25 protein-coding genes are annotated in these 23649 nt (G+C 67.8%); 14 read left to right on the top strand and 11 right to left on the bottom strand.

Annotated features, from left to right (window positions below):
- Positions 1-225: 225 nt before the first annotated feature.
- A complete protein-coding gene (locus tag ACFQE0_RS03475) occupies positions 226-1620 on the bottom strand; it encodes a leucyl aminopeptidase family protein (RefSeq protein WP_378967091.1) in 1395 nt (464 codons plus the stop codon).
- A gap of 148 nt (positions 1621-1768) precedes the next feature.
- Here ACFQE0_RS03475 and ACFQE0_RS03470 point away from each other — a divergent pair, with 148 nt between their 5' ends.
- The 4 genes from ACFQE0_RS03470 to ACFQE0_RS03455 all read left to right on the top strand — a co-directional run bounded on the left by ACFQE0_RS03470 (position 1769) and on the right by ACFQE0_RS03455 (position 7269).
- On the top strand, positions 1769-2554 hold the full coding sequence (locus tag ACFQE0_RS03470; RefSeq protein ID WP_378967089.1) for a tetratricopeptide repeat protein: 786 nt from the start codon (positions 1769-1771) through the stop codon (positions 2552-2554).
- A 389-nt stretch (positions 2555-2943) separates the two neighbouring features.
- Complete coding sequence (acnA, locus tag ACFQE0_RS03465; RefSeq protein WP_378967086.1) at positions 2944-5643, top strand: aconitate hydratase AcnA; 2700 nt, start codon at positions 2944-2946, stop codon at positions 5641-5643.
- A gap of 185 nt (positions 5644-5828) precedes the next feature.
- Positions 5829-6533, top strand: a complete 705-nt coding sequence (locus tag ACFQE0_RS03460) for a metal ABC transporter permease (RefSeq protein ID WP_378967084.1) — start codon at positions 5829-5831, stop codon at positions 6531-6533.
- A gap of 49 nt (positions 6534-6582) precedes the next feature.
- Complete coding sequence (locus ACFQE0_RS03455) at positions 6583-7269, top strand: metal ABC transporter permease (protein ID WP_378967082.1); 687 nt, start codon at positions 6583-6585, stop codon at positions 7267-7269.
- Between the two features lie 48 nt (positions 7270-7317).
- Here ACFQE0_RS03455 and ACFQE0_RS03450 read toward each other — a convergent pair whose 3' ends face one another.
- Both ACFQE0_RS03450 and ACFQE0_RS03445 read right to left on the bottom strand, forming a co-directional pair.
- Positions 7318-7977, bottom strand: a complete 660-nt coding sequence (locus ACFQE0_RS03450) for a 3-oxoacid CoA-transferase subunit B (RefSeq protein ID WP_378967080.1) — start codon at positions 7975-7977, stop codon at positions 7318-7320.
- A 20-nt stretch (positions 7978-7997) separates the two neighbouring features.
- Positions 7998-8738 carry a CoA transferase subunit A gene (locus tag ACFQE0_RS03445; RefSeq protein ID WP_378967077.1) on the bottom strand — a complete coding sequence of 247 codons (741 nt, stop codon included), beginning with the start codon at positions 8736-8738 and terminating at the stop codon, positions 7998-8000.
- A gap of 266 nt (positions 8739-9004) precedes the next feature.
- On the opposite strand from ACFQE0_RS03445, the gene ACFQE0_RS03440 reads away from it, so the two are divergent.
- The 3 genes from ACFQE0_RS03440 to ACFQE0_RS03430 all read left to right on the top strand — a co-directional run bounded on the left by ACFQE0_RS03440 (position 9005) and on the right by ACFQE0_RS03430 (position 11710).
- Complete coding sequence (locus ACFQE0_RS03440; protein WP_378967075.1) at positions 9005-9862, top strand: AsmA family protein; 858 nt, start codon at positions 9005-9007, stop codon at positions 9860-9862.
- Positions 9820-10830, top strand: a complete 1011-nt coding sequence (locus tag ACFQE0_RS03435; protein WP_378967073.1) for an AsmA family protein — start codon at positions 9820-9822, stop codon at positions 10828-10830. The genes ACFQE0_RS03440 and ACFQE0_RS03435 overlap by 43 nt, the downstream gene beginning before the upstream one ends.
- A gap of 100 nt (positions 10831-10930) precedes the next feature.
- The gene (locus tag ACFQE0_RS03430; protein WP_378967070.1) at positions 10931-11710 is read left to right on the top strand and encodes a DUF1499 domain-containing protein; all 780 of its coding nucleotides are present in this window, start codon (positions 10931-10933) and stop codon (positions 11708-11710) included.
- On the opposite strand, the gene ACFQE0_RS03425 is transcribed toward ACFQE0_RS03430, so the two are convergent.
- Together ACFQE0_RS03425 and ACFQE0_RS03420 are read right to left on the bottom strand one after the other, a co-directional pair.
- Positions 11668-12615 carry an MBL fold metallo-hydrolase gene (locus ACFQE0_RS03425; protein WP_378967068.1) on the bottom strand — a complete coding sequence of 316 codons (948 nt, stop codon included), beginning with the start codon at positions 12613-12615 and terminating at the stop codon, positions 11668-11670. The two genes, ACFQE0_RS03430 and ACFQE0_RS03425, sit on opposite strands and share 43 nt — an antisense overlap.
- Positions 12616-12716: 101 nt before the next feature.
- The gene (locus tag ACFQE0_RS03420) at positions 12717-13712 is read right to left on the bottom strand and encodes a DUF2865 domain-containing protein (RefSeq protein ID WP_378967066.1); all 996 of its coding nucleotides are present in this window, start codon (positions 13710-13712) and stop codon (positions 12717-12719) included.
- Between the two features lie 559 nt (positions 13713-14271).
- Here ACFQE0_RS03420 and ACFQE0_RS03415 point away from each other — a divergent pair.
- Positions 14272-14448 carry a DUF1328 domain-containing protein gene (locus ACFQE0_RS03415; protein WP_007568853.1) on the top strand — a complete coding sequence of 59 codons (177 nt, stop codon included), beginning with the start codon at positions 14272-14274 and terminating at the stop codon, positions 14446-14448.
- An 86-nt stretch (positions 14449-14534) separates the two neighbouring features.
- Here the strand turns inward: ACFQE0_RS03415 and ACFQE0_RS03410 are convergent, their stop codons facing one another.
- Complete coding sequence (locus ACFQE0_RS03410; RefSeq protein ID WP_378967064.1) at positions 14535-14759, bottom strand: NepR family anti-sigma factor; 225 nt, start codon at positions 14757-14759, stop codon at positions 14535-14537.
- A 315-nt stretch (positions 14760-15074) separates the two neighbouring features.
- Between ACFQE0_RS03410 and ACFQE0_RS03405 the strand changes: the two genes are divergently transcribed.
- Complete coding sequence (locus ACFQE0_RS03405; protein ID WP_378967062.1) at positions 15075-15878, top strand: response regulator; 804 nt, start codon at positions 15075-15077, stop codon at positions 15876-15878.
- A gap of 886 nt (positions 15879-16764) precedes the next feature.
- Here ACFQE0_RS03405 and ACFQE0_RS03400 read toward each other — a convergent pair.
- The gene (locus tag ACFQE0_RS03400; protein WP_283207231.1) at positions 16765-16953 is read right to left on the bottom strand and encodes a con-10 family general stress protein; all 189 of its coding nucleotides are present in this window, start codon (positions 16951-16953) and stop codon (positions 16765-16767) included.
- A gap of 199 nt (positions 16954-17152) precedes the next feature.
- Between ACFQE0_RS03400 and ACFQE0_RS03395 the strand changes: the two genes are divergently transcribed.
- On the top strand, positions 17153-17350 hold the full coding sequence (locus tag ACFQE0_RS03395) for a hypothetical protein (RefSeq protein ID WP_378967060.1): 198 nt from the start codon (positions 17153-17155) through the stop codon (positions 17348-17350).
- 6 nt (positions 17351-17356) lie between these two features.
- Here the strand turns inward: ACFQE0_RS03395 and ACFQE0_RS03390 are convergent, their stop codons facing one another.
- A complete protein-coding gene (locus ACFQE0_RS03390) occupies positions 17357-18049 on the bottom strand; it encodes a thioredoxin domain-containing protein (RefSeq protein WP_378967058.1) in 693 nt (230 codons plus the stop codon).
- 177 nt (positions 18050-18226) lie between these two features.
- Here ACFQE0_RS03390 and ACFQE0_RS03385 point away from each other — a divergent pair, with 177 nt between their 5' ends.
- Positions 18227-18670 carry a cyclic nucleotide-binding domain-containing protein gene (locus ACFQE0_RS03385; RefSeq protein WP_378967057.1) on the top strand — a complete coding sequence of 148 codons (444 nt, stop codon included), beginning with the start codon at positions 18227-18229 and terminating at the stop codon, positions 18668-18670.
- Positions 18671-18702: 32 nt separating this feature from the next.
- Here ACFQE0_RS03385 and ACFQE0_RS03380 read toward each other — a convergent pair whose 3' ends face one another.
- Positions 18703-19146, bottom strand: a complete 444-nt coding sequence (locus ACFQE0_RS03380; RefSeq protein WP_378967055.1) for a VOC family protein — start codon at positions 19144-19146, stop codon at positions 18703-18705.
- Positions 19147-19259: 113 nt separating this feature from the next.
- Here ACFQE0_RS03380 and ACFQE0_RS03375 point away from each other — a divergent pair, with 113 nt between their 5' ends.
- Positions 19260-19925: a L,D-transpeptidase gene (locus ACFQE0_RS03375; protein WP_378967053.1), complete on the top strand. Its 666-nt coding sequence runs from the start codon at positions 19260-19262 to the stop codon at positions 19923-19925.
- 3 nt (positions 19926-19928) lie between these two features.
- Here the strand turns inward: ACFQE0_RS03375 and ACFQE0_RS03370 are convergent, their stop codons facing one another.
- Positions 19929-20117 carry a hypothetical protein gene (locus tag ACFQE0_RS03370; RefSeq protein WP_378967051.1) on the bottom strand — a complete coding sequence of 63 codons (189 nt, stop codon included), beginning with the start codon at positions 20115-20117 and terminating at the stop codon, positions 19929-19931.
- 152 nt (positions 20118-20269) lie between these two features.
- Between ACFQE0_RS03370 and ACFQE0_RS03365 the strand changes: the two genes are divergently transcribed.
- Entirely contained in the window at positions 20270-20782 is a 513-nt protein-coding gene (locus tag ACFQE0_RS03365; protein WP_378967048.1) for a thermonuclease family protein, read from the top strand.
- Positions 20783-21077: 295 nt separating this feature from the next.
- Here the strand turns inward: ACFQE0_RS03365 and ACFQE0_RS03360 are convergent, their stop codons facing one another.
- Positions 21078-21986 (bottom strand): LysR family transcriptional regulator, encoded by a 909-nt coding sequence (locus tag ACFQE0_RS03360; protein WP_378967046.1) that lies wholly within the window; start codon positions 21984-21986, stop codon positions 21078-21080.
- 138 nt (positions 21987-22124) lie between these two features.
- Between ACFQE0_RS03360 and ACFQE0_RS03355 the strand changes: the two genes are divergently transcribed.
- Positions 22125-23639: an ABC transporter substrate-binding protein gene (locus tag ACFQE0_RS03355; protein ID WP_378967044.1), complete on the top strand. Its 1515-nt coding sequence runs from the start codon at positions 22125-22127 to the stop codon at positions 23637-23639.
- The last annotated feature ends 10 nt before the right edge of the window (positions 23640-23649 follow it).

The following is a 23649-nucleotide window of genomic DNA, read 5'->3' as shown; positions in this document are numbered from 1 at the left end:
GAAGCCAAAACTTTCGCGGAGGCTCGGCGGTCCATCCGGACAATGCAGAATGAACACAGCCTCACCCTCTGCCCCTTCACGCGCACGTGGGCGGGACGGTGGTCGTTCGGGTAAATGACCACTCGCAACCCATCGAAGCGATAGACGACCGGCATGGCCGATCCCTATCAAAACCCAACCGCTTGGGAAATGGCTCTTAAAGTTGTAACCGGCTTTGGCGCTGCCTCACCCCCCGTAGCGCCCCTTCAATAAGGCGTAGGCCAGCCGTGCCGTCTGCACCTCGCCGCCTTCGGGGCGACCGGGCTTTGTGGATGGGTTCCAGCCGTAGAGGTCGAAATGGCCGTGGCGCTTCGTCTTGGGGGCGAAGCGGCGCAGGAACAGGGCTGCCGTGATCGCCCCGGCGAAGGGGCCGTTCGAGACGTTGTTGAGGTCGGCCACCTTCGAGTCGAGCATCGACGCGTAGGGCTGGTGCAGGGGCATGCGCCAGATCGGGTCGTGTGCTTGCGCCCCCGCCTCCGCGACCTCCCGCGCCAGGGTTTCATCCTCCGTGAAGAAGGCTGGCAGATCGGGGCCGAGCGCGACGCGGGCCGCGCCGGTGAGGGTCGAGAAATCGAGGATCAGGTCGGGCTGATCGGCCTCCGCGAGTGTGAGGGCGTCGGCCAGGATCAGGCGTCCCTCGGCATCGGTGTTGCCGATCTCGACCGTAAGCCCGGCGCGGCTGCGCAGCACGTCGCCGGGGCGGAAAGCGTTGCCCGCCACCGCATTCTCCACGGTCGGGATGAGGAGACGCAGGCTCAGCCGGAGCCCTGCGCCCATCACCATGTCGGAGGCTGCCAGGGCGACGGCGGCGCCGCCCATGTCCTTCTTCATCAGCAGCATGGCGGAGGAGGGCTTGATGTCGAGCCCGCCCGTATCGAAGGCCACGCCCTTGCCCACCAGCGTGACGCGCGGCGCATCCTCGGGCCCCCAGGTGAGGTCGATCAAGCGGGGAGGGCGCGTCGATGCCTCGCCCACGGCGTGGACCAGTGGAAACTCGCGCGCCAATTCTTCACCCTGCACCACGCGGATCGCCGCGCCGTGTTTCTCCGCGAGCGACCGCGCGGCGGCCTCGATCTCGGCGGGGCCGAGGTCGTTGGCCGGGGTGTTCACGAGATCGCGGCCCATGGCCACCGCCGCAGCGATGCGGGTTACCTCCGCACCATCGACGCCCTCCGGCGTGACGAGGCTGGCCTTAGCGGCGTCCCCCTTCCGGTAGCGGCCGAAGCGATAGCTGCCGAGAAGCCACGCCAGGGACGCAGCGGAGGCGTCCGGCGCGCCTTCGAGCCGATAGGCGCCGACCGGAAGCAGTGTCGGGAGGCGACCGGCAATGAGCGGGTCGGCGCCCGACGCCTCCGGGTCCCCGAGGCCGAACAGCACCCGCGCCACGCTTCCGTCCGGCCCTGGCAGGTAGGCGACGGTGCCCGCCTTGCCGGAGAAGCCGGTCGCGCGGGCGAAAGCCCGTTCAGCCGCGCTCAGGCCTTCCTCCCAGTCGCTCGCGCGCAGGCACGTCACGGCGATGGCGGGCGTGCCGGCAGGCAGGAGTGCCGCGATCGCTCTGGCCTCGGGAACGGAGTGGCTCATGAATGGTCTCGACCTCGCCGGGCGAGCCCTTCGGCGCGCCCTTAACCCAGGGTTAGGCTTAACGATCTACCACCGAGGCAACGGCACGGAGAAGGGCGATCCGCCTCGCCCGGCCCGCCATCGCCATGAGCCTCGCGCGGAGCGTGACATGACCCCGGCCCCCTTTCTCCTCCGCGGTGTCGCCATCCTCGGCCTCGCCGTGACGCTCGGCGCCTGCAACACCTCGTCCGGGCCCGAGACGACGGGCTCGATCGGGCCCGCCCGCACCGCTGACTCGGCGGCCGCCTCGGCGCGGCGCGATCTCGACGGTCTCGCCGAAGCCTATAAGGCCAATCCGGGCGACGCCCGCACCGCTTTCCGCTATGCGCGGGCGCTTCGCGCGACGGACCAGATCACCCAGGCCAGCGCCGTGCTGCAGCAGGCCGCACTCCGCAACCCGCGCGACACGGTGATCCTGGGCGCCTACGGCAAGTCACTGGTGGAGGCCGGGCGCTATCGCGAGGCCCTCGAGGTCCTCTCGAACGCCCACACCCCGGCCAATCCCGATTGGCGCATCCTGTCCGCCGAAGGCTCGGCCTCGGCGCAGATGGGCGATCAGGCCCGCGCCCAGGGTTTCTACGAGGCGGCGCTGAAGATCCGCCCGAACGAGCCGTCGCTCCTGTCGAATCTCGGCCTGTCCTACGCGCTCTCGCGCGATCTCGACCGCGCCGAGGAAACCCTGCGTCAGGCGGCGGCCCAGCCCGGCGCCGATGCCAAGGTCCGCGCCAACCTCGCCCTCGTGCTGGGCCTGAAGGGCCGGTACGACGAGGCGGAGACGGTGTTGCGCCAGGACATGGGCCAGCAGGAAGCGGCAGCCAATGTCGCGGCCCTGCGTCGGCTGGCGGCTTCGCCGAACAAATTCAAGGACGGTCTGGCGCGGGCGCAGCGGGGGTAGGGACGCGTCCTCCCTTGCCTGACCCGAAACCGTCATTGCGAGCGCAGCGAAGCAATCCAGGGACGCGCGAAGCCAAGAGGTGGCCCGCTGCTCTGGGTCGCTTCGCTGCGCTCGCGATGACGTCGCGCTTCGTGGCGAGCGCGTCAGGCGAACGACAGCCTCCCGGACCTGTCATCACGTGCCGGTAGCGGGCACATTCGAAACGTTCTATACGGGCCGCGGCTGCGCCGCGCGGCATTCAGGGCGTCCAAATCGCCCCCGCGCCTCGTTCGAACCGGGCACTCCCGGGGCGGCGCGCGCCCGTCGGGCGCTTCACAGGCCGAACACCTTCGTGGCGCGGGTTATGCCTGCGCGTGTTCGATCAATTCGCAGCGAGGATACGACCAGCCGTGGCATCTCTCGATAGCTTCAAGGCCCGCCAGACGCTGAGCGCCGGTGGCAAGACCTATACCTACTATTCCATCCCCGAGGCCGAGAAGAACGGCCTGCGGTCGGCTGCCTCGCTGCCCTTCTCGATGAAGGTGCTGCTCGAGAACCTGCTGCGCTTCGAGGATGACCGCTCGGTCAAGAAGGCCGACGTCGAGGCTGCCGTCGGCTGGCTCGACCAGAAGGGCAAGGCCGAGGTCGAAATCGCCTTCCGCCCCTCGCGCGTGCTGATGCAGGACTTCACTGGCGTTCCGGCCGTGGTGGATCTTGCGGCCATGCGCGATGCGATGGTGGCGCTCGGCGGCGACCCGCAGAAGATCAACCCGCTCGTTCCCGTCGACCTCGTGATCGACCACTCGGTCATCGTCGATGAGTTCGGCACCCCGAAGGCGCTGAACGAGAACGTCGCCCTCGAATATGCCCGCAACGGCGAGCGCTACACCTTCCTGAAGTGGGGCCAGTCGGCCTTCGACAACTTCTCCGTCGTGCCCCCGGGCACCGGCATCTGCCATCAGGTGAATCTCGAATATCTGTCGCAGACCGTGTGGACGAAGAAGGAAGGCGGCGAGGAGATCGCGTATCCCGATTCGCTCGTCGGCACCGACTCGCACACCACGATGGTGAACGGCCTCGCCGTGCTCGGCTGGGGCGTCGGCGGCATCGAGGCCGAGGCGGCCATGCTCGGCCAGCCGCTTTCCATGCTGATCCCCGAGGTCGTGGGCTTCAAGCTGTCGGGCAAGCTGCCCGAGGGCACCACCGCCACCGATCTCGTGCTCACCGTCACGCAGATGCTGCGTAAGAAGGGCGTGGTCGGCAAGTTCGTGGAATTCTACGGCCCCGGCCTCGACGACATGGCGGTGGCCGACCGCGCCACGATCTCCAACATGGCCCCGGAATACGGCGCCACCTGCGGCTTCTTCCCCGTCGACCAGAAGACCATCGACTTCCTGAAGGTCACCGGCCGCGCCGACGACCGGATCGCCCTGGTGGAGGCCTACGCCAAGGCCCAGGGCATGTGGCGCGACGCGAAGACCCCCGACCCGGTCTTCACCGACACGCTCGAACTCGACATGGGCACGGTGCAGCCGTCGCTCGCCGGCCCGAAGCGCCCGCAGGACCGGGTTCTGCTGGCCGATGCCAAGTCCGGCTTCGCCTCCTCCATGCAGACCGAGTTCAAGAAGGGCGGGGATATCTCCGGTCGCTTCCCGGTCGAGGGCACGAACTTCGACATCGGCCACGGTGACGTGGTGATCGCGGCGATCACTTCCTGCACCAACACCTCGAACCCGAGCGTGATGATCGGCGCCGGGCTCCTCGCCCGCAACGCGGTGGCCAAGGGCCTGCGCTCCAAGCCTTGGGTGAAGACCTCGCTCGCCCCCGGATCGCAGGTCGTGGCCGAGTACCTCGCCAAGGCCGGTCTTCAGGACAGCCTGGACGCGCTGGGCTTCAACCTCGTCGGCTTCGGCTGCACGACCTGCATCGGCAATTCGGGCCCGCTGCCTGCGGCGATCTCGAAGTCGATCAACGACAACGACGTCGTGGCCGCCGCCGTGCTCTCGGGCAACCGCAACTTCGAAGGCCGCGTGAACCCCGACGTGCGGGCGAATTACCTCGCCTCGCCGCCGCTCGTCGTCGCCTATGCTCTCGCTGGTTCGATGCAGGTCGATCTCGCCAAGGAGCCGCTCGGCACCGGTTCGGATGGGCAGCCGGTCTACCTCAAGGACATCTGGCCCTCGGCCGCCGAGATCCAGAGCTTCATCGAGCAGACCATCACCTCCGAGCTGTTCAAGAGCCGCTACGCCGACGTGTTCGGCGGTGACGAGAACTGGAAGGGCGTCGAGGTGACGGAGGCCGAGACCTTCGCCTGGAACGGCGGCTCGACCTACGTGCAGAACCCGCCCTACTTCGTCGGCATGCAGAAGACCCCGGCGCCGGTCACGGACATCGAGGGTGCCCGCATCCTCGGCCTGTTCCAGGACTCGATCACGACGGACCACATCTCGCCCGCCGGCAACATCCGCGCGGCCTCGCCTGCCGGTGAGTATCTGCAGTCGCATCAGGTGCGGGTGCAGGACTTCAACCAGTACGGCACGCGCCGCGGCAACCACGAAGTCATGATGCGGGGCACCTTCGCCAACATCCGTATCAAGAACCAGATGGTCCGCGACGCTTCGGGCAACGTGGTCGAGGGCGGCTACACGCTGTTCCAGCCCACGGGCGAGAAGATGTTCATCTACGACGCGGCGCAGAAATATGCCGCGCAGGGCACGCCGCTGGTCGTCTTCGCGGGCAAGGAGTACGGCACCGGCTCCTCGCGCGACTGGGCGGCCAAGGGCACCAAGCTGCTCGGCATCCGCGCCGTGATCGCCGAGAGCTTCGAGCGCATCCACCGCTCGAACCTCGTCGGGATGGGCGTCGTCCCGCTGGTCTTCCAGGGCGAGACGAGCTGGGATTCCCTCGGCCTCAAGGGTGACGAGACCGTCACCATCAAGGGTCTCGCGGGTGAACTGAAGCCGCGCCAGACGCTGACCGCCGAGATCAAGTCCGCCGACGGTTCGGTGAAGCAGGTTCCGCTGACCTGCCGCATCGATACGCTCGACGAGCTCGAATACTTCCGCAACGGCGGCATCCTGCCTTACGTGCTGCGTTCGCTCGCAGCGTAAGGTCTGGGACGATCAAAAATCGAAAGGGGGCGGTGCCTTGGGCGCCGCCCCTTTTTTGCCCGTTCCGCCATTGCGAGCGGACCGAAGACGGCCGAGCTTGACGAGGCTGCACAGATCAATCGCGCACAAGCTTGTCGTCGTGCCGTAGCGCGCCATGTTCCGGGCCCGTAGCCAGGACATGCTTCATGACGACACCCGCGAGAAAGACTCTTGCCGGCTTCGCCGCCGCCGCGCTGATCGGGCTGACGGGCCTCGCCCAAGCCGCCGCGCCCGAGCGCCTGCGCGGGACGATCGAGACGGTCGAGCCCAACGCGATCACGGTGAAGACCTCCGACGGCAAGAGCGAGCGCGTGGCGCTGGCCGACGATGCCAAGGTGTCCTGGGTGATTCCGGCGAGCCTCGACCAGATCAAGGAAGGCACCTTCATCGGCACGGCCACCAAGGGTGAGAACCCGATGACCGCCCTTGAGGTCGTGCTGTTCCCCGAGGCGATGCGCGGCACGGGCGAGGGGCAATATCCCTGGGACGAGATCGCTGACACGACCGCCGGGGGCGCCAAGGTGAAGAGCGCCATGACCAACGGCACCGTCAAGGCCGAGACCACGGGCAGCGCCGCCCATCCGAAGGTCAAGAGCGCCATGACCAACGGCACGGTGAAGGCCGATGCGGCGGGCAAGGACGGCACCAAGACGCTCACGGTCCATTACGGCAGCGGTCAATCGAGCACGATCCTCGTGCCCGCGTCCGCGCCGGTTGTAACCTTCGAGCCGGCCGCACGAACGGCCCTCAGTCAGGGTGCCAAGGTGTTCGTCGTCGCCACCCGCAAGGACGGAACCGTCACCGCCACCCGCGTCGCCGTCGGCAAGGACGGCCTCACCCCGCCGATGTGACCGGTCCGGTCCCCGAAACCTATCGTCCCTTCACCGGAGAGAACATCATATGAAGACCGTTCAGAGCCGTTTCGCCCGCCTCGCCGCCGTGGGTCTCATCAGCCTTGCAGGCGTCTCCGCAGCCTCCGCGCTGGAACGCGTGCGCGGCACGATCGAGAAGGCCGATGGTGGCACGCTCACCCTCAAGACCGACGGCGGCAACGAGACGCTGAATATCGGCTCGGCCAAGGTCGTGTCCGTCGTGCCGTCGAGCCTCGACCAGATCAAGGAAGGTACCTTCATCGGCACGGCCACCAAGGGTGAGAACCCGATGACGGCGCTCGAGGTCGTGCTGTTCCCCGAATCCATGCGCGGCACGGGCGAGGGTCACTACGCCTGGGATGCGATCACCGACCACACGGCCGGAGCAGGATCCAAGGTGAAGAGCGCGATGACCAACGGCACCGTGAAGGCCGAGTCGGCCGGTGGCCCGAAGGTGAAGAGCGCCATGACCAATGGCACGGTGAAGGCCGACAAGTCTGCGGGTGGCGAGCGGACCCTCACGGTTAGCTACGGCAACGATGGCTCGAAGCAGATTGTCGTCCCGTCCTCGGCCCCGATCGTGGCCTTCGAGCCGGCGGATGCCAGCGCCCTCAAGCCGGGCGCCAAGGTCTTCGCCGTGGTCGACAAGGCCAGCGGCAAGATCGACGGCAAGCTGGTCGCGGTCGGCAAGGACGGTCTGACCCCGCCGATGTAATTGCCCGTCATCCCCTCTCCCCGTATGCGGGGAGAGGGGATACCTTCCCTATTTCAGCGCCACTTTGTACTCGGCCTCGGTCTTGGCCCGGACCTCGTCCTCGCTGACGCCGTCGGCGAGTTCGATCAGCGTCATGCCGCCATCGCCCTTCTTGTCGATGGTGAAGACGCCAAGATCGGTGATCACCAGATCGACCACATGCGTGCCGGTGAGCGGCAGGTCGCATGCCTTCAGGAGCTTGGCGCTTTCGCTGCCGTCCTTGTTCTTGGCGACGTGCTCCATCACCACGACGACGCGCTTGACGCCCGCCACGAGGTCCATGGCGCCGCCCATCCCCTTCACCATCTTGCCGGGGATCATCCAGTTGGCGAGGTCGCCGTTCTGGGCCACCTGCATGGCGCCGAGGATCGACAGGTTGATGTGCCCGCCCCGGATCATTCCGAAGGAATCGGCGGAGGAGAAGTAGCTCGTCGTCGGCAGGGCGGTGATCGTCTGCTTGCCGGCGTTGATCAGGTCCGGGTCCTCCTCACCCTCGTAGGGGAAGGGGCCCATGCCGAGCATGCCGTTCTCGGATTGCAGTTGCACCGACATGCCGTCGGGGATGTAGTTCGATACCAGCGTCGGGATGCCGATGCCGAGATTCACGTAGAAGCCGTCTTCCAGCTCCTTGGCGGCGCGCGCCGCCATCTGCTCGCGGGTCCAGGCCATGGTGGTCTCCTCTCCTGCGATCAGTGGGTGCCGCCGCCGGCCGCTGCGGCCGGGGTCGCGTCGTTGCGCTTGCGGGTGGTGCGCTGCTCGATGCGCTTCTCGCCCGTGTTCACCGCAATGATCCGCTTCACGAAGATGCCGGGGGTGTGGATCGTGTCGGGGTCGATCTCACCCGGCTGCACGAGATGCTCGACCTGCGCGACGGTCACCTTGGCGGCGGTCGCCATCATCGGGTTGAAGTTGCGCGCCGTCATCCGGTAGCGCAGATTCCCCTCGGTATCGCCGGTATGGGCGTGGACGATGGCGAGGTCGGCGAACAGGCCGCGCTCCATCACGTAATCCTCGCCGTCGAACTGGCGGGTCTCCTTGCCTTCGGCCACCTTGGTGCCGAAGCCGGTCTTGGTGAAGAAGGCCGGGATGCCCGCGCCACCCGCGCGGATGCGCTCGGCCAGCGTGCCCTGCGGGTTGAACTCGATCTCGAGTTCGCCGCCGAGATACTGGCGGGCGAATTCCTTGTTCTCGCCGACATAGGACGAGATCATCTTGGCGACCTGCCGGGTTTCCAGCAGCTTGCCGAGGCCGACGCCGTCAATGCCCGCATTGTTGGAGACGATGGTCAGGCCCTTCACGCCCGATGCCTGCACCGCGTCGATCGGCTCATCGGGAATGCCGCACAGACCGAAACCGCCGCACATGATCATCATGTCGTCGCGCAGGAGACCGGCGAGCGCCTCCGTCGGACCCTTGTGAACCTTCCGCATCGAACCGTCCTTCCTCCCGTCGGCTTCTGCCGAGCCGGTAAGCATGATCCGGGCCTGCTGTCCCCGATTATGGGCGCCGGGTCCAGTGCCCGGAGCGGCAGCCCGGCCGATCCGTCACGCGCGGCAACCCACAGCTTCCCGCACCGAAAATGTCGCACGGGCATACAAAAGCCGTGGAAAGGATTAAGTGATTGGCTACTCGACGAGCCCCAGCGGGCCGCGCCGGCCGGCTGGCCGCGGCGCGTCTGCGGTGCCTCCGGAGCCCGATGTCGCCGCGCCGCCCGATCCTCCTCCTCGCCATCGGCGCCCTTGCCCTCGCCGGGCTTGGCCTGCGCGACTGGCCGGTGGAGAGCCGCAAGGCCATCGCCTTCGCTCAACGGCCCCTGTCCACCTACGGCCTGACGCTTACGGCCGATGGCCAGGCCTCCCTGCGGCTGCTGCCCTTCCCGTCCTTCTCCCTGGCACAGGTGCGCATCGCCGATGCGAGCGGCCCGACCCTCATCGAGAGCCGACACCTCACCGCCGAGATCGACCCGCTGGCGTTCCTCACCGGCCGCTCCCCCGTGGGCGGGCTGCGCTTCGACGGCGGCACGCTTTCGGCGGAGCGCGCCGCCTGGGCTCGGCCCTTGGCGCGGATCCGCGAGGGCGTGGCCGGGGGCGGACAGCATCCACCCCGCCTGACCCTGTCCGGGGCGACCCTCGGGGAGGGGGCGGACATCAAGGATATCGGCCTCGACGTCGCGTGGCCGTTCTGGAGCGGCGCGGTCGAGGCGAAGGCGCATCTGACGTGGCGCGGCGTGCCGGCCAGGATCGCGCTGACGCGGCTGCGGCCGTCCGACCTGTTCGAGGGGCAGCGCAGCCCCTTCGCCGCCGAGGCGACGTGGCCCGGCGGTGGACTCGCCTTCGACGGCACGGCGCTCCTGCCCGCCGAGGCCGCCGGATCGCCCTCGCTATCGGGCCGCGCCCGGTTCCAGACGAATTCCCTGCCCGAGACCCTGGCCTGGATCGGCCGCGACGCGCCGCTCTCCCCCTCACCGGGGCCTTCAGTCTGGAAGGCGCCTTCGAGGCGCAGGGCCGGACGGTGTCCTGGCCGGTTCTGCGGGTCGGCGCGGGCAACGCCGTGATGGAGGGGGCAGGGGGCTTCGCCCTCAGCGGCGGCGACAATCCCCGCCTTTCCGCGCAGGCCACGCTCGCCGCCGACCGGATCGATCTGGCGCCCCTGGTCGGCGCGCTGGTGAAACTGTTCGAAGATGGCGGCTCGTCCGTCGCCCTGGCGCCGCTCAGCCGGGGTGATCTCGACCTGCGCATGTCGGCGACGGAGGGGCAGGTGGGTCCCCTGGTTCTGCAGGATCTCGCGGCGAGCGTGCTCGTGCGCGACTCCGCCGTGGAGGTCGCGGTCAACCGCGCCCGGCTCAAGGACGGTGTGGTGAAGGGCCGTCTCACCCTGATGCGCGGCATCGATCCGTCCGAGACGGAGATGAAGGCGCAGGGCGGCATCGATCAGGTCGATCTCGGCGGGCTAATGAGCGATCTCGGCGGAAGCCGTTGGGTCACCGGCCCGCTCCAGGGCCAGTTCGCCCTCGAAAGCCATGGCCGCGACGTGGCGGCGCTGGTCTCCGGTATCGGCGGCCGGGCGAGCGTGGCCATCGAGGGCGGCGCCCTTTCGGGGCTGGACCTGACGGATGTGATTCATCGCAATGGCGGCCTCGCGCCGGGGGCGTTGGCGCGGCGTAACGGCCGCACCGGCTTCGAGCGGGCGGCCATCGCCCTGCGTTTCGCGGACGGGATCGGCGAGATCACCGAGGCGGACCTGCGCGGAGCAGGCGTCGCGGCGACCCTGCGCGGTCAGGTCTCTCTGCCGGATCAGCGCCTCGACATGATGGCGCTGCTCGCCCCCCGGCAGGCGATGGAGGGCGCGCGCACGGTGCGCATCGCCATCGCGGGGCCGTGGGATGCGGTGACCACACAGGCCCAGCGTGGAGAGATGCCGGAGCCGGGTGGGGCCTCCTCGACGCTCGCCCGGATGCGCAGCATCCTCCAGCCCCCCGAAGCCGTAGGGCTTCCCGCCGCCATACGCGCCTACGCGCCCTAGCGGGCTGGCCGGGCGCCGCGCGCCCGCGTAAGACGACTGCCGAGCGATCGGCTCCGTGGCGGCCGTCATGAGCGGGCCGCGACGTGCCCCAGGGAAATCCATGCGTCGCCTGCTCGTCGAGGACCCCGTGACCCATGCTGGCCCGCTGGCCCGGCACCTCGCGGTTTTCTCCCTCTTCGCCACGGGCATCGCCCTGCTCATCGTGCGGGATCCCCGTGCCGACGTGTCGGCCGCGCTGGTGGCGCTGGCGGCGGGGCTCTGCGTCGCGGTGTTGGCGATCCTGGCTGCGATCTTCGCTTTCGTGCGGGTCTGGCAGGAGGGCGCCCGCGGCCTCGGGGCGGCGCTGGGCGGCCTGCTGCTCGCAGTTCTGGTACTGGCCTATCCGGCCTATGCGGGCTTGCGCGGGGCACGGCTGCCCGCGCTCTCGGACATCTCGACCGATCCGGACCTGCCACCATCCTTCTCGCGCTCGCGCGTCGCCTTCGCCGCGCGGGACGGGCGATTGCCCCCCGATCCCGGCCGCGCGGCGCGGGACACGCAGCGCAAGGCCTATCCGCAGATCGCGCCGCTGACCCTCGACATCGATGCCGACCAAGCCTTCGAGCTCGCCCGGCAGGCAGCGCTGAAGCGCCATTGGCAGATCGTGGAAGCGATCCGGCCCGGCGGGCGGATGGGCCAGGGGCGCATCGACGCCATCGCGCGTGGCCTCGTCCTCAACCTGCCGGACGACGTGACCGTGCGGGTGCGCCCCCGTGCGGACGGGGCGCGGATCGACGTCCGCTCGGCCTCGCGCCTCGGCAACCGCGACTTCGGCGGCAATGCCGACCGCATCCGTGCCTATCTGGACGACGTGTCGAACTTGGCGCTCGCCGCGAAATAGCGGCTGTGCAGGAGGGGCGGGCCGTCGGATTGGGCAAGCCCGCGCGAGACCAGATCCTCCAGATGCGCGAAGACCGAGAGTGCCGCCGCTCCGCGCAGGCGGGGATCGAGGCCCTGATAGACCGCCGCCACGATCTCGGCGATACGCTCATCGCCCGCCGCGAGCCGGTTGCGGATGCCTGCCTCCCGCTGGCGGCGATGCCCGGCCAAGCCGCGCACGAACCGGTTGGGGTCGCGCACCGGCCCGCCATGGCCGGGCCAGTAGGTCGCCTCGCCGCGGGCGCGCAGCTTGTCGAGGGAGTCCATGTAGGCCCGCATCTGCCCGTCGGGCGGTGCGACGACCGTCGTCGACCACGCCATCACATGATCGCCCGAGAACAGCGCGTCCGCCTCCGGGAAGGCGAAGGCGAGGTGGTTCATCGTGTGGCCGGGTGTCTCGACCGCCGTGAGCGTCCAGCCCGGACCCGTGACCGTATCGCCCTCCGCCATCTCCCGGTCGGGACGATGCTCCCGGTCGGCGCTGGCGTCGAGGGCCGGGGTCTCGCCCTCGCCGAGCGGGCGCGCCGCGCGGTGCGGGCCACAGCCGAGGATCGGCGCACCCGTCGCCTCCTTCAGGCGGCGGGCGCCCGGCGAATGGTCGCGATGGGTATGGGTGACGAGGATCGCCTCCACCGTCTCGCCTGAGAGGTCCGCGAGCAGACCATCGAGATGGGCCGGATCGTCGGGGCCGGGGTCGATCACCGCCACCCGGTCGCGCCCGACTACGTAGGTGCAGGTGCCGGTCGCGGTGAAGGGGCCACGATTGCCGGCGACCCGCCGCCGGATCAGCGGTGCGACCGCTTCCAAGTGCCCCGGCTCCGGCATGGCCGGGTTGAGGACGGGATTGGTATCGTCGGTCTCTGCCATGGGCCGCATCTAAAGCATTTTCCGCCGAAGTGGATGCCGGTTCGGCGTAAGAAAATGCGGCGAAAGCAATGACCTAGCGCGGTGGTGCCGGAGCGTCGCGATCAGCGGAGGTAGGGCGAGGGCGAGACGACGCGCAGGCTCGCGCGCACCGGAATGAAGCCGTCGCCCGCACCCGCCACTTGAACCACGCTCGGCGTACGCTCGGCCGCTCTGAGCTGCTGGCGGAAGCTGCGGGCGGCGGCTTCCCGGCGGATCGTGCCGACCCGCGCCTCGATCGCCCGAACCTCGGCCTTGCCGATGGCGGCGCGGCGGTAATCCTGCATGTCGACACGCCCGGCGCGGATGCGGGTGACGACCTGCGCGCTCGTGCCCGTGGCGACGATATCGCCGGGGCGAAGGGTCGTATCACTCTCGAGCGAAGCACGGGTCGCTCGCCCGAGGGGCTGGCACGAGCAATCCGCCACCCGCCTCTGGCGGTAGACATTGGCGGAGGCCGAAGCCCGGTAGGGTTTGCCGTTGGGGCCGATGGCGCGTTCGAGTTCGGTCTCCCCCGCCGCCAGCGTGAAGACGTCCGTCGCCGCGTTCGGGCATGCGGCGGCGCAGGCGCTGCGGTGGACCGGCAGGTCCGTGCGATCGTGCAGCGTCCCGAGGGGGAAGAGATAGCCGTCGCAGCGGCGGACGCAGACGGTCGTATCCCCGCTGGCCGATAGGGCGATTTCGGGCTTCTGTCGGCTGCGGCGCTCGACCGTGGCGAAGCGGAAGGCTTCCGGCCGCGGCGTGTGGACGACCCGTCTGGGCGTGCGGTCGAGCCTATGGGGCGGCAGGGCATTGTAGCGGGTCGGCTGAGGCGGCGGGCGCAGTTCAACCTGACGCGGAGCGCCGCCGCCGAACAGCATCTCGAAGAAGCCTGCGACCCCATCCCGCTCTGAGGCCTGCACGAGAGACGACCCGACAGCGACCGAGCCGAGGCCAAGGACGAGACCGGCCACGGCCGGGCCGACGAGCCTGCGACGGCTCTGGCCGGCGGAGAGGCCGCTCTTCACGGCCACGGCGACACGCCGGAATAGACCATCCCGGCGTCCCAAAACCTGACGCACGCCCGCCCCCGTCCGATTCGCCTCAGCCGTCGGATTAGGCGTGTGATAAGAGGCAGGGCAATACCGGTAAACAACTGATTAACGGACTAAACACCGGTTTTACCGGCCTCTCCGCTAGTTTCGCGCGCGCCTCACGGCTTTAAAGCAGTCTATCCCGCTCTCAACGCTGATGGCGCCGCCGGTCGCGCACGCGCACCGGGATGGGCTGAAGCACCGGTGCCGGGCCAAGGCCGCGCACGATGTTGGCCACAAGGTCGGAGATCGTCTTACCCAATCCCGACTTGAGTGCCGACACACGTGCGGGGATGGCGCCTACGATCGAGCGCGCAGGCTTACGTGCAGTCCTGAACCCGAAAGCCGGCATCGCTCACCTCAGATATGGCACCTCTGACCCTTCCACGAACGCCGGGCGGTGCCGACCGTTCCTCCTTACCGCAGGTTGCATCCGGCTGCGACAGAATGGCTACGATCCTGGGAACCGAAGCTCAAACTTGGCGTTTTGTAGGCAATCATCAGCACGGACATTCGGACGTGCCGGAGCTTTAGAAGGATTACAGCGATGCTCGGTTGGGCCGTCACTTTCCTCGTCGTCGCTCTCGTGGCGGCTCTGCTCGGTTTCGGCGGTATTGCCGGCACCGCTATGGAAGCCGCGAAGCTCGTGTTCTTCGTCGCGATCGTCCTCTTCGCGATTTCGGCCGTCGTTGGCCTGATGCGCGGTCGTTCGCCGACACTCTGACCTTCGAGTCCTGAAGGTCGACACGACAAGGGCCGCCCCATCGGGGCGGCCCTCTTCGTTACAGGCGATAACAAGTAAGAAAGCAGTCAGGACGCGTCGCGCTCGGTCGCGTCGAGCTTCGCGATCAAGTCCGCGAAACGGTCCGGCACCGGCTGGCTCGCCACGGAATCGTACATCGCACGGAGTTGAACGGCGATCCGGTCGCGAATTTGCGGCGTCAGTGTCGCAGCTTCGCGCGGGTCTCGTCGGCTCGTCTCATCGTGCGGTGCGTCGCTCTCGGATCGTTCGGACAACATTTCACCCTCGGCCATCTCAGCATCGGCCATCTCGGCGTTTGCCTGGGCGCACGATTTTTCGTTCCGGAGATCCTCTCCAGATCCGTCCACCGTCATCCAAGCGCCCCTTGTTGCGCGCATTCACACGGCCACATTGTGCTGCGGCTCGAGTTGCGTCATGGCTCGGCGGCAACGCTCGCTCTGCAATTCGGTTCCGTTTTTGGCGGAACGGAGCGTGCGCACCCGCGTTGGGCGGGAGGCCAAGGATCATATAAGCCACGGCCCAGGCACCTTTCCGACCGGTCACGGCGGGGCGTTGCCTGAGGTCCTTGTGAGGCACAGGTAGAACGAATGTCGACATCGCAACTCGTGGTGCAGCATCTGCCGTACCTGCGCCGTTACGCGCGGGCGCTGACCGGCAGCCAAGTGGCGGGTGATGCCTACGTGGCGGCGACCCTTGAGACCCTGGTCAACGAGCCCGACACGCTCGGGCGCAGCACCAACATCAAGGCCGACCTGTTCCGCGTGTTCACCCGCATCTGGAACTCGCTCTCGGTGAACGGCCGCAGCGAGCAGGTTCAGCACGATCTCCCGGCGGAAGTCCGCCTGGGCCAGATCACGCCGCTGCCCCGGCAGGCCTTCCTGCTCTCCTGCCTCGAAGGTTTCTCGGAAGAGGATGCCGCGACGATCCTCGGGGTCGACGTCGCCGAGGTCCGCGATCTCGTGGACGAGGCAGGCCGCGAACTCGCCGCCGATATGGCGACCGGTATCCTCATCATCGAGGACGAGCCGCTCATCGCCATGGATCTCGAGGCGCTGGTCGAGGGCCTGGGCCACAACGTGATCGGCGTTGCCCGCACCCGCACCGAGGCGGTCAAGATCGCCAGCAGCGACACCCGCCCGGGTCTGATCCTCGCCGACATCCAGCTCGCGGATGGTTCATCCGGCCTCGATGCCGTGAACGATCTGCTGAAGACCTTCGAAGTGCCGGTGATCTTCATCACCGCCTATCCGGAGCGCTTCCTCACCGGCGAGCGGCCTGAGCCTGCCTTCCTGATCGCCAAGCCGTTCCAGCCCGCGAACGTCTCGGCCGTCATCAGCCAAGCGCTGTTCTTCCAGCAGACGGCCCGCCGCCGCGAGGCCAAGTCGGCCTGATACGTCGGCTTGACCAGCGCCCTCACGCCTCGTCCCTAATGAGAAATAGCCCCGGCCTCCGCTGGGGCTTTTTCATGTCCCGGACATAAAGAAACGGGCCGGAGCACGCTCCAGCCCGTCGATAAGGTTCCGGCCGATGCACAAGGGGAATGCGGGGAGGACCAAGTGGCCGGGTGTGACAAGAACCGCCGGGCAGCACCCGGGTTCCGTTATTTTTTGGGCATGCGTGTTTTTTACATCACAGGGCGGGGCTGTGGATAACGGGGGTGCGTCGCCGCACGCCGTCCCCTGAGCGGGGCGAATACTGACTTCTTAAGGAAGCGTGACAGTCGAGGAACCAGATAACGCAATCCGCGTTATCAGAACATCCTGTCAAGCTCCTCGTGAGGGTCACGGTGATGCGGCGGTCTGGTGTCATTCTCGGAATCGGTGCCCCTGCTGCTCTTCTCACCGTGCTGGCCCAGCCGGTGATCCGGGACAGCGCCGATCAATGGGCGCCCACGGTGCCGGTTACGGCACCTGCCAGCCCGGCAGTCCTGCCGGGCATGCGCCCTGCTTCTCTGGCGCTCAGCCCCACTCTAGTGGCGGGCATTGATCGCGGAAGCCGGGCCTCCGGGCCCGTGGCGAGTGAGGTGCAGCTTCCGGGAGGTCCGACCCCAAAGCCTGTCCGTCGCTTCCTGCGCGAGGGCTGCGAGGCACCGCTCAGCTCCCTTGTCGGGCCCGAAGCCCGGCGCATGGTGCCTGGCCGCTGCATTTCCTGAGGTCTCCTGCTCCCTCAAAAGGCCCCGCTTCGGCGGGGCTTTTTTGTTGGCTTGTGTACAGCACGCAAGAAAACGGCGCCGGTCCAGGGGACGCGGCGCCGTGTACGCAACTCACTCGTCAAGAATTACTCGCCGCGACCCGTCCCGGTGGACTGACCGCCCTTGCGGCCGGCGGACGAGGCCAACTCGCGATCCTGCGAGAAGGAGCGCTTCTCGGCGGGCACGCTGCGGCCACCCTTGCTGGCGATTTCGCGCTGACGCTCGATATCCATCGAGGCAAAGCCTCGCTTCGAGGTCGAGTTTCCGGATGCCATCAGTTCCTCCTCAGGCTTCACTGCACTCGGCAACAACCTTCAGCAATAACCAAGGTTCCTGCTAGGCCTGCGAGCTAGGCCGGAAACCGTAGCTGAGCTTGGCGGCAACCGCCGCACTCGCGAAAACGTTGGCGACTACATCGCGGCACGCAAACATTCAGGTGCATACGCCGCCCGTTGCAACGTAGGATCTCAGCGCATGACCAATCGCAACATGGTGAACCAGGATGCGCGGAAGGTAGAGCCGAACCAAGCTCCCCTCCCGCCCATGCCCGCCCCCGAGGACGCGGCCCATCCGACGACCCGCGAAGATCCGATCGATTCGCCGCAGCCGAATGCCAGCGCGAAGCGCGACGCGCCGGACGAGCACAAGCAGGGCCTCGCCACGCGGCGGTGAGAGGGGTCAGCCCGCCTCCTGCCGACGGCGCAGGCGAATGAGGACGAGGATGAGGGCGGCGATGCCGATGACCGTCGCCGCCGCGAGCCCCGTCAGGATCCGTCCGATGAGCGGGGTGTAGGCGCCCTTGGTGGCGTCGTAACCGTAGCAGAGCAGGGTCAGGCGGTCGGATAGCGAGCCGACTTGACCCTCGCCCGCTTCGATCAGGGCGAGGCGTAGGACCTTGCGATCCATGGCCAGCGGCGAGAGAACGCGGGCGAGGCGTCCGTCCCCCGTCAGCACCAGGGCAACGGCCGGGTGGGCGAAGCTGTCCGTGTCCCGGTCGTAGGCATAGCGGTAGCCGAGGGCCGTAGTGAGCCGTGCAATGCTGGGCGCGTCCGTCACGAGTGCCTCCGGGCGGCCGGGCCGGTCCCCCCAGATCGCGGTAAGGCGGTCTCGGGCGATGGCCGCATCGTCCTTCGGATCGAGCCCGATGAGAATGAGCCGCCTATCTCTCGTCTGGAGCCCGGTGGCGGCCAGCGCATCGCCCGACAGGCTGATCATCGGATCGCAGACATTGGCGCAGGTGTAATCCACCGGCAGCAGCAAGGCCGGATGCCCGCCGAGCAGGGCGCCGAGGCTCGTCGAGGTTCCGTCCTCGGCACGCGTGACGGGCAGATCCAGGGGCGCCCGCGCGCCGGGCTCTGGCGCCACAGCCACGCGATCCAGTTCCGCCCGCGACAACCGGGCCTCTGCGACGCCGGAAGGCGTGAGCAAGAGAGCTGCCGCGAGGGCAAGGGCGCGCACGGGGCTGGACAAAAACCCGACAAGCCGCATGGATGACGGGGGCTGGCGATATCTCGCCGTCCGGTTGTCCTCCCGGTCGCGGAGCCCTGCATGACCCTCGACACCGAGGTTTCGTCCCTGCGGCAAGTCCCGCTGTTCCGCGAGGTAGAGCCCGCGCGCCTTAAGCTGCTCGCCTTCACCAGCGAGCGTGTGCATTTCGAGCCCGGCCAGAAGTTCTTCGCACGGGGCGACGTCTCGGACGCCGCCTACGTCATCCTTGAGGGCAGCGCCGAGGTGAGCATCGACGGCGTGGCTGGTCCCGTGCGCCTCGCCCTGCTCGGCGCCGACGCGCTCGTCGGCGAAATGGGCATCCTGGCCGATCAGCCGCGCTCGGCCACCGTCACGGCGGAGACAGCCGTCACCGCGCTGCGCATCGACCGGGGCGTCTTCCTCGAATTGCTGGCGCAGTTTCCCCAGATCAGCATCGCGCTGATGCGGGTGCTGGCGACGCGTCTCGAACAGACGAACCAGGCCCTGGCGGAAAGCCGGGGCTGAGGCAGGGCTGGCGGGAGGCCGTCTCCCCCGCCTCATTCCGCCGGGTAGGTGATGAATTCGAGAAGCGATCCGTCGGGGTCGCGGAAATAGACGCTCTGCCCGGCGCCCGCTGCGCCGTGGCGCTCGACAGGGCCGAGTTCCACCGGCACGCCCAGGGCTTCGAGGTGGGCCATGGCCTCCTCGATCGTGCCCGACCAGCGGAAGCACAGGTCGCTGTTCCCGGGGAGCACCGGCTGCGCCGCAACAGGCACGGCTTCCACGCCCGGCCCGTGGCAATTCAATTGAACGCCGCCGAAGCGGTAGGCGAAGCCGGGACCGCGCTCGATGATCTCGGCGCCCACCACGTCCCGGTAGAAGGCGTTCGACCGCTCCCAGTCGCTGACGTGGATCACGCAATGGTCGAGATGGATCGCCGGTCGCAGATCGAGCGGCGGCGCCTCGATGGTGTTCTCGGGCTCGATCTGGGTCTCGGGCATGGGCGCCTCCTGCCGGTAGGGACGATCTAGGGCGGAAGATGCGGCGCAAAAGCTACATCGGCGCGGGCGGGATCGGGTTAGGCAAGCAAATCAAAGTTGAAGAAGGAAAGGTCATGGCCGCAACGCGCCCGAACAACCGTCACCGCATCAGGACGGCATGTCTGGCGTTGCTGGCCGCCCTGCCACTCGGCGCCTGCCAGACCCGTCAGGCGCAGCTCGCGCAGGATGACGATTCGGCCTGGTACATCGGCGCGAAGGCCGACAAGCCCTTCGACATTCCCCTGGTCGATACCGGCCGGCTCGATCCGAAGTACCGTCGCCAGACGGTCGCCTATACCGGCCTGGAAGCGCCCGGCACCATCGTGGTCGACATCGACCAGCGGCAGCTCTTCCTCGTGCAGGAGGGCGGCACGGCCCAGCGTTACGGCGTGGGCGTGGGTAAGGCGGGCTTCTCGTGGAAGGGTGAGGCGCGCGTCGGCCGTAAGGGCGTGTGGCCGGATTGGAGCCCGACCCCGACCATGGTCTCGCTGCATCCCGATCTGCCGCGGACCCGCAAGGGCGGCCTCGATAACCCCCTTGGGGCGCGGGCGCTGTACCTCTATCAGGGCAACCGCGACATCCTGTTCCGCATCCACGGAACGAACGAACCGTGGAGCATCGGCGAGCAGATGTCCTCGGGCTGCGTGCGCATGCTGAACGAGGACGTGGCCGATCTGTTCGAGCGCGTGCCCGTCGGCACCCGCGTCATCGTCAAGCGCGGCGGTCGCGACCGCGTCTGATTCTTAGCTCGATGGGCGGGCCGAGGCGCGCGGCGCATCGGCCTGCGATCCGTCGCTGCCCAGCACCGTCGCCGCCGTAAGACCGCCGCGCCGCCCCTCGTCCGGGTTCGGCGGGCCGATGACATGCGCGGTGGCGACCATGAGAGCCAGGGTCGCGGCGAGGCCGTAGGCGAGGGTGGTGAGCGTCCGCATGCAATCTTAACGGACCGCCAATGGCACCGTTCCCGCCGGGGCAACGCCGTCTTCCGGTTAAGTCAACGTTTCGACAAAACCGCCACAAACATCGTCCACGGACTGTCGCTTCCGGCGTCAGCCCGACAAGCAGTGTGGATCTGGACCTTTCAATGCGGAGATTTGTTCTCGCCCTCGCCCTCCTCGGTTGCGCCCCCTGTGCCGCGGAGACCCTTGCTGGTCCCGCCACCGTGGTGGACGGCGACACGCTCGAGCTCCGCGGAGTCCGCGTCCACCTGTATGGCATCGACGCGCCGGAGGAAGGCCAGTTGTGCGAGACCGCCGCGGGCCGCTCCTATCCCTGCGGACACGAAGCCACCCGCCTGCTTCGCAAGCGGATCGGGGAGGGGCCGGTGACCTGTGAAGCACACAAGCCTGACGCGAAGGGGCGGGCCCAGGCGACCTGCAAAGTCGGCGGTGAGGATCTGTCGGCGTGGCTCGTGAGCCAAGGTTATGCGCTCGCCAGCCGCTCGGTCTCGACGACCTATGTCCGGCAGGAAGCGCGCGCCTGGGCGACCCGCAAGGGAATCTGGGCGGGCACCTTCGAGCCCCCGTCCGATTGGCGCCACGACCGGCTCCGTATGGAGGCGACGGCCGCGCCGGGCGTCGAGCGGGCGACACGCTAGCTTAGGGGAACCCGACCAGGGCTACAGCCAGGATCAGGAGCACGAGGCCGCTGCCCATCAGGAGAAGCGCGGCCCGGCCCGTCTCATCCGTCCGGCGGCCCGCGCCTTCGCTCACCGGATCAATCCGGCGAGCATGGCGGTGCAGCCGAAGCAGAACGATACCAGGGCCGCTGCGAGCAGGGCCCAGTCGATCCGACGCGATCGGGTGCCGTCGTATTCGTCTTCGAGCATCGTCCCGTTCTCCGTGCGATCAAAGTGGGACGGGCATGTTTCCAACCTATGTCGGCGGATCATCTCACGCGGGCGTGTCCAAGGGCGGCGGTAGGGCTGCCCGAATGCGGCTGACGAACGCCTGGACAGAGCGGGGCAAACGCCGCCCGCGTAAGGATTGAATCTGGATTCGCCGGGTCAGCGGCACCCGCGAGCGAATCGGCAGGCTGACGATTTCGTTGTGGCGAAGGGGCGTCTGCACCGGCAGGGCCGACATCAGCGCGAGCCCGCGCGAGCGGCGCACGAAGGGCAGAAGCGCCGACAGGACGTTCGCCGTCAGCACCGGCTCGACCACGATCCCTTCCGCCTGACACGCCGCGTCGAAGACGAGCCGCACGGTCGTGTCCCGCGTCGGCAGAGCGAGGGGAAAGTTCAGCATGTCCGACAGCGAGAGTTCCTGTTCCTTTGCCAGTGGATGGTGGGGCGCGGCCAAGGCGATCATCTCGACCGTGCCGTCGTAGAGGACATCCACCCCCTCCACCGGTGCCATGGCGAAGGTGATCGCGATATCCGCCTCACCCTGCGCGACGAGATGGGTCGCCTGGGCCGGAGGCAGCATCGTCACCTCGAAGCGGATGCCCGGATAGTCGGCATGGAAGTCCGCGATGACGGTGGGGATGATGTCGAGGGCGAAGCCCTCCGAGCAGGCGACCCTGACCCGGCCCCTCGCCAATCCCTCGATCTCGCGGATCTCCATGACGACCTGATCGGCCCGTACCAGCACCTGATGAGCGTGGCGGGCCAGAAGCTCGCCCGCGGGGCTGAGCGACATGCCGCGCGGCAGGCGCTCGAACAGCACGCAATCCAGTTCGGCTTCGAGGTTGGCGATCTGGCGGCTGATCGCCGAAGCGGCCACGTTCAAGGTGGACGAGGCGGCCGCGATGGAGCCCGTGCGGGCAACCGTGAGGAAGTAGCGCAGGCTCGTCGTCTGCATTCCGCCTCCGTTGCCGCTTCGGCAATGCTCCCTTCGCTAAATTGTACTTGTTGCGAAGGCTTCTGCACAACATGCTGGCAAGGTCAAAAATTCAGCAAACGAGACCGCCCCGAAACCCCAGTAGGGAAGCCGATTCGAATGCTTGTACGCACCCTTGCCGTTGCCTTTGCCGCGAGCCTCGTGGCCGGACCCGCCCTCGCCGGTAAAGCGAACGACACGTTAGTCTACGCGTCCGATTCGGAGCCAGAGAACGTCAGCCCCTACCATAACAACCTCCGCGAGGGTGTTATTCTGGCGCGAAACTGCTGGGACACTCTGATCTACCGCAACACACAAACCGGCGCTTACGAGCCGATGCTCGCCACGAGCTGGAAATGGGTCGACGATACGACCCTCGATCTAGTGATCCGCGAAGGCGTTACCTTCCACAACGGTGATCCACTCGGTCCCGAAGATGTGGCCTTCACCTTCAACTATGTCCTGACGCCCGAAGCGCGCACCGTGACGCGCCAGAACGTGGACTGGATGAAGTCCACCGAGGTGACGGGCCCGCATTCGGTCCGCATCCACCTCAAGCAACCTTTCCCGGCGGCCCTGGAATATCTTGCGGGACCGACGCCGATTTTTCCGGCCGCCTATTTCAAGAAGGTCGGCCTCGACGGGTTCGCCAAGGCGCCCATCGGCAGCGGGCCCTACAAGATCACGGCGGTCGAGAACGGCCGCAGCGTGAAGATGGCGCGCTTCGATAAGTACTGGGACGGCAGCCCGCTGGGTAAGCCGAAGATCGGCAAGCTCGAATTCCGCATCATCCCCGATGGCGAGAGCCGGATGGCCGAATTGATGACCGGCGGGGTCGATTGGATCTGGCGGGTGCCGAGCGATCAGGCCGACCAGCTCAAGGCCGCCCCGAACCTCACCGTGCTCAATGCCGAGACGATGCGAGTCGGCTTCCTTCAATTCGATACCCTCGGCCGGGCCAAGGAAAACTCGCCCCTCAAGGATGTGCGCGTCCGGCAGGCGATCTCCTACGCCGTCGATCGCAAGGCGATGGTCGACAACCTCGTGCGCGGCAATTCCCGCGTGATGAACTCGCTCTGCTACATTGAGCAGTTCGGCTGCACCGATCAGGGCGTGACGCGCTACCCCTATGATCCGGCCAAGGCCAAGGCGCTCCTGAAGGAAGCCGGCTATGCGAATGGCTTCGAGATCGATCTCGGCGCCTATCGCGAGCGGGACTATGCCGAGGCGGTGATCGGCTATCTGGGTGCAGTCGGCATCAAGGTGCGCCTGAATTACCTGCGCTATGCCGCGTTCCGTGATGCTCTGCGGGCGGGCAAGGTCTCCATCGGTTATCAGACCTGGGGCTCGTTCTCGGTGAACGACGTCTCCGCCTTCGACGGCGTCTATTTCCGCGGCGGCGAAGAGGATCTGACGAAGGATCCGGAGGTCATCACCGATCTCCAGACGGGCGACACCTCCCTCGATCCGGAAAAGCGCAAGGCCGCCTATGCCAAGGCGCTGGGGCGGATCGCGGCGCAGGCCTACGCCCTGCCGATGTTTTCCTACGCCACCAACTACGCCTTCACATCGGACCTGAACTTCACCGCCCAGCCCGACGAGGTTCCGCGCTTCTACGCGGCGTCGTGGAAGTAGTGGGGCGCGG

It is taken from the genome of Methylobacterium komagatae, from assembly GCF_042661665.1.
Lineage (GTDB): Bacteria > Pseudomonadota > Alphaproteobacteria > Rhizobiales > Beijerinckiaceae > Methylobacterium > Methylobacterium komagatae.
This window is presented reverse-complemented; position numbering and strand designations above follow the sequence as displayed.

Excerpts from the sequence above, each read along its gene's own strand:
- ACFQE0_RS03475 (WP_378967091.1), bottom strand. The coding sequence starts at position 1,620 with ATGAGCCACTCCGTTCCCGAGGCCAGAGCGATCGCGGCACTCCTGCCT.
- ACFQE0_RS03470 (WP_378967089.1), top strand. The coding sequence starts at position 1,769 with ATGACCCCGGCCCCCTTTCTCCTCCGCGGTGTCGCCATCCTCGGCCTC.
- ACFQE0_RS03460 (WP_378967084.1), top strand. The coding sequence starts at position 5,829 with ATGACGACACCCGCGAGAAAGACTCTTGCCGGCTTCGCCGCCGCCGCG.
- ACFQE0_RS03455 (WP_378967082.1), top strand. The coding sequence starts at position 6,583 with ATGAAGACCGTTCAGAGCCGTTTCGCCCGCCTCGCCGCCGTGGGTCTC.
- ACFQE0_RS03450 (WP_378967080.1), bottom strand. The coding sequence starts at position 7,977 with ATGGCCTGGACCCGCGAGCAGATGGCGGCGCGCGCCGCCAAGGAGCTG.
- ACFQE0_RS03445 (WP_378967077.1), bottom strand. The coding sequence starts at position 8,738 with ATGCGGAAGGTTCACAAGGGTCCGACGGAGGCGCTCGCCGGTCTCCTG.
- ACFQE0_RS03440 (WP_378967075.1), top strand. The coding sequence starts at position 9,005 with ATGTCGCCGCGCCGCCCGATCCTCCTCCTCGCCATCGGCGCCCTTGCC.
- ACFQE0_RS03430 (WP_378967070.1), top strand. The coding sequence starts at position 10,931 with ATGCGTCGCCTGCTCGTCGAGGACCCCGTGACCCATGCTGGCCCGCTG.
- ACFQE0_RS03425 (WP_378967068.1), bottom strand. The coding sequence starts at position 12,615 with ATGGCAGAGACCGACGATACCAATCCCGTCCTCAACCCGGCCATGCCG.
- ACFQE0_RS03415 (WP_007568853.1), top strand. The coding sequence starts at position 14,272 with ATGCTCGGTTGGGCCGTCACTTTCCTCGTCGTCGCTCTCGTGGCGGCT.
- ACFQE0_RS03410 (WP_378967064.1), bottom strand. The coding sequence starts at position 14,759 with ATGGCCGAGGGTGAAATGTTGTCCGAACGATCCGAGAGCGACGCACCG.
- ACFQE0_RS03405 (WP_378967062.1), top strand. The coding sequence starts at position 15,075 with ATGTCGACATCGCAACTCGTGGTGCAGCATCTGCCGTACCTGCGCCGT.
- ACFQE0_RS03400 (WP_283207231.1), bottom strand. The coding sequence starts at position 16,953 with ATGGCATCCGGAAACTCGACCTCGAAGCGAGGCTTTGCCTCGATGGAT.
- ACFQE0_RS03395 (WP_378967060.1), top strand. The coding sequence starts at position 17,153 with ATGACCAATCGCAACATGGTGAACCAGGATGCGCGGAAGGTAGAGCCG.
- ACFQE0_RS03385 (WP_378967057.1), top strand. The coding sequence starts at position 18,227 with ATGACCCTCGACACCGAGGTTTCGTCCCTGCGGCAAGTCCCGCTGTTC.
- ACFQE0_RS03380 (WP_378967055.1), bottom strand. The coding sequence starts at position 19,146 with ATGCCCGAGACCCAGATCGAGCCCGAGAACACCATCGAGGCGCCGCCG.
- ACFQE0_RS03375 (WP_378967053.1), top strand. The coding sequence starts at position 19,260 with ATGGCCGCAACGCGCCCGAACAACCGTCACCGCATCAGGACGGCATGT.
- ACFQE0_RS03370 (WP_378967051.1), bottom strand. The coding sequence starts at position 20,117 with ATGCGGACGCTCACCACCCTCGCCTACGGCCTCGCCGCGACCCTGGCT.
- ACFQE0_RS03365 (WP_378967048.1), top strand. The coding sequence starts at position 20,270 with ATGCGGAGATTTGTTCTCGCCCTCGCCCTCCTCGGTTGCGCCCCCTGT.
- ACFQE0_RS03360 (WP_378967046.1), bottom strand. The coding sequence starts at position 21,986 with ATGCAGACGACGAGCCTGCGCTACTTCCTCACGGTTGCCCGCACGGGC.
- ACFQE0_RS03355 (WP_378967044.1), top strand. The coding sequence starts at position 22,125 with ATGCTTGTACGCACCCTTGCCGTTGCCTTTGCCGCGAGCCTCGTGGCC.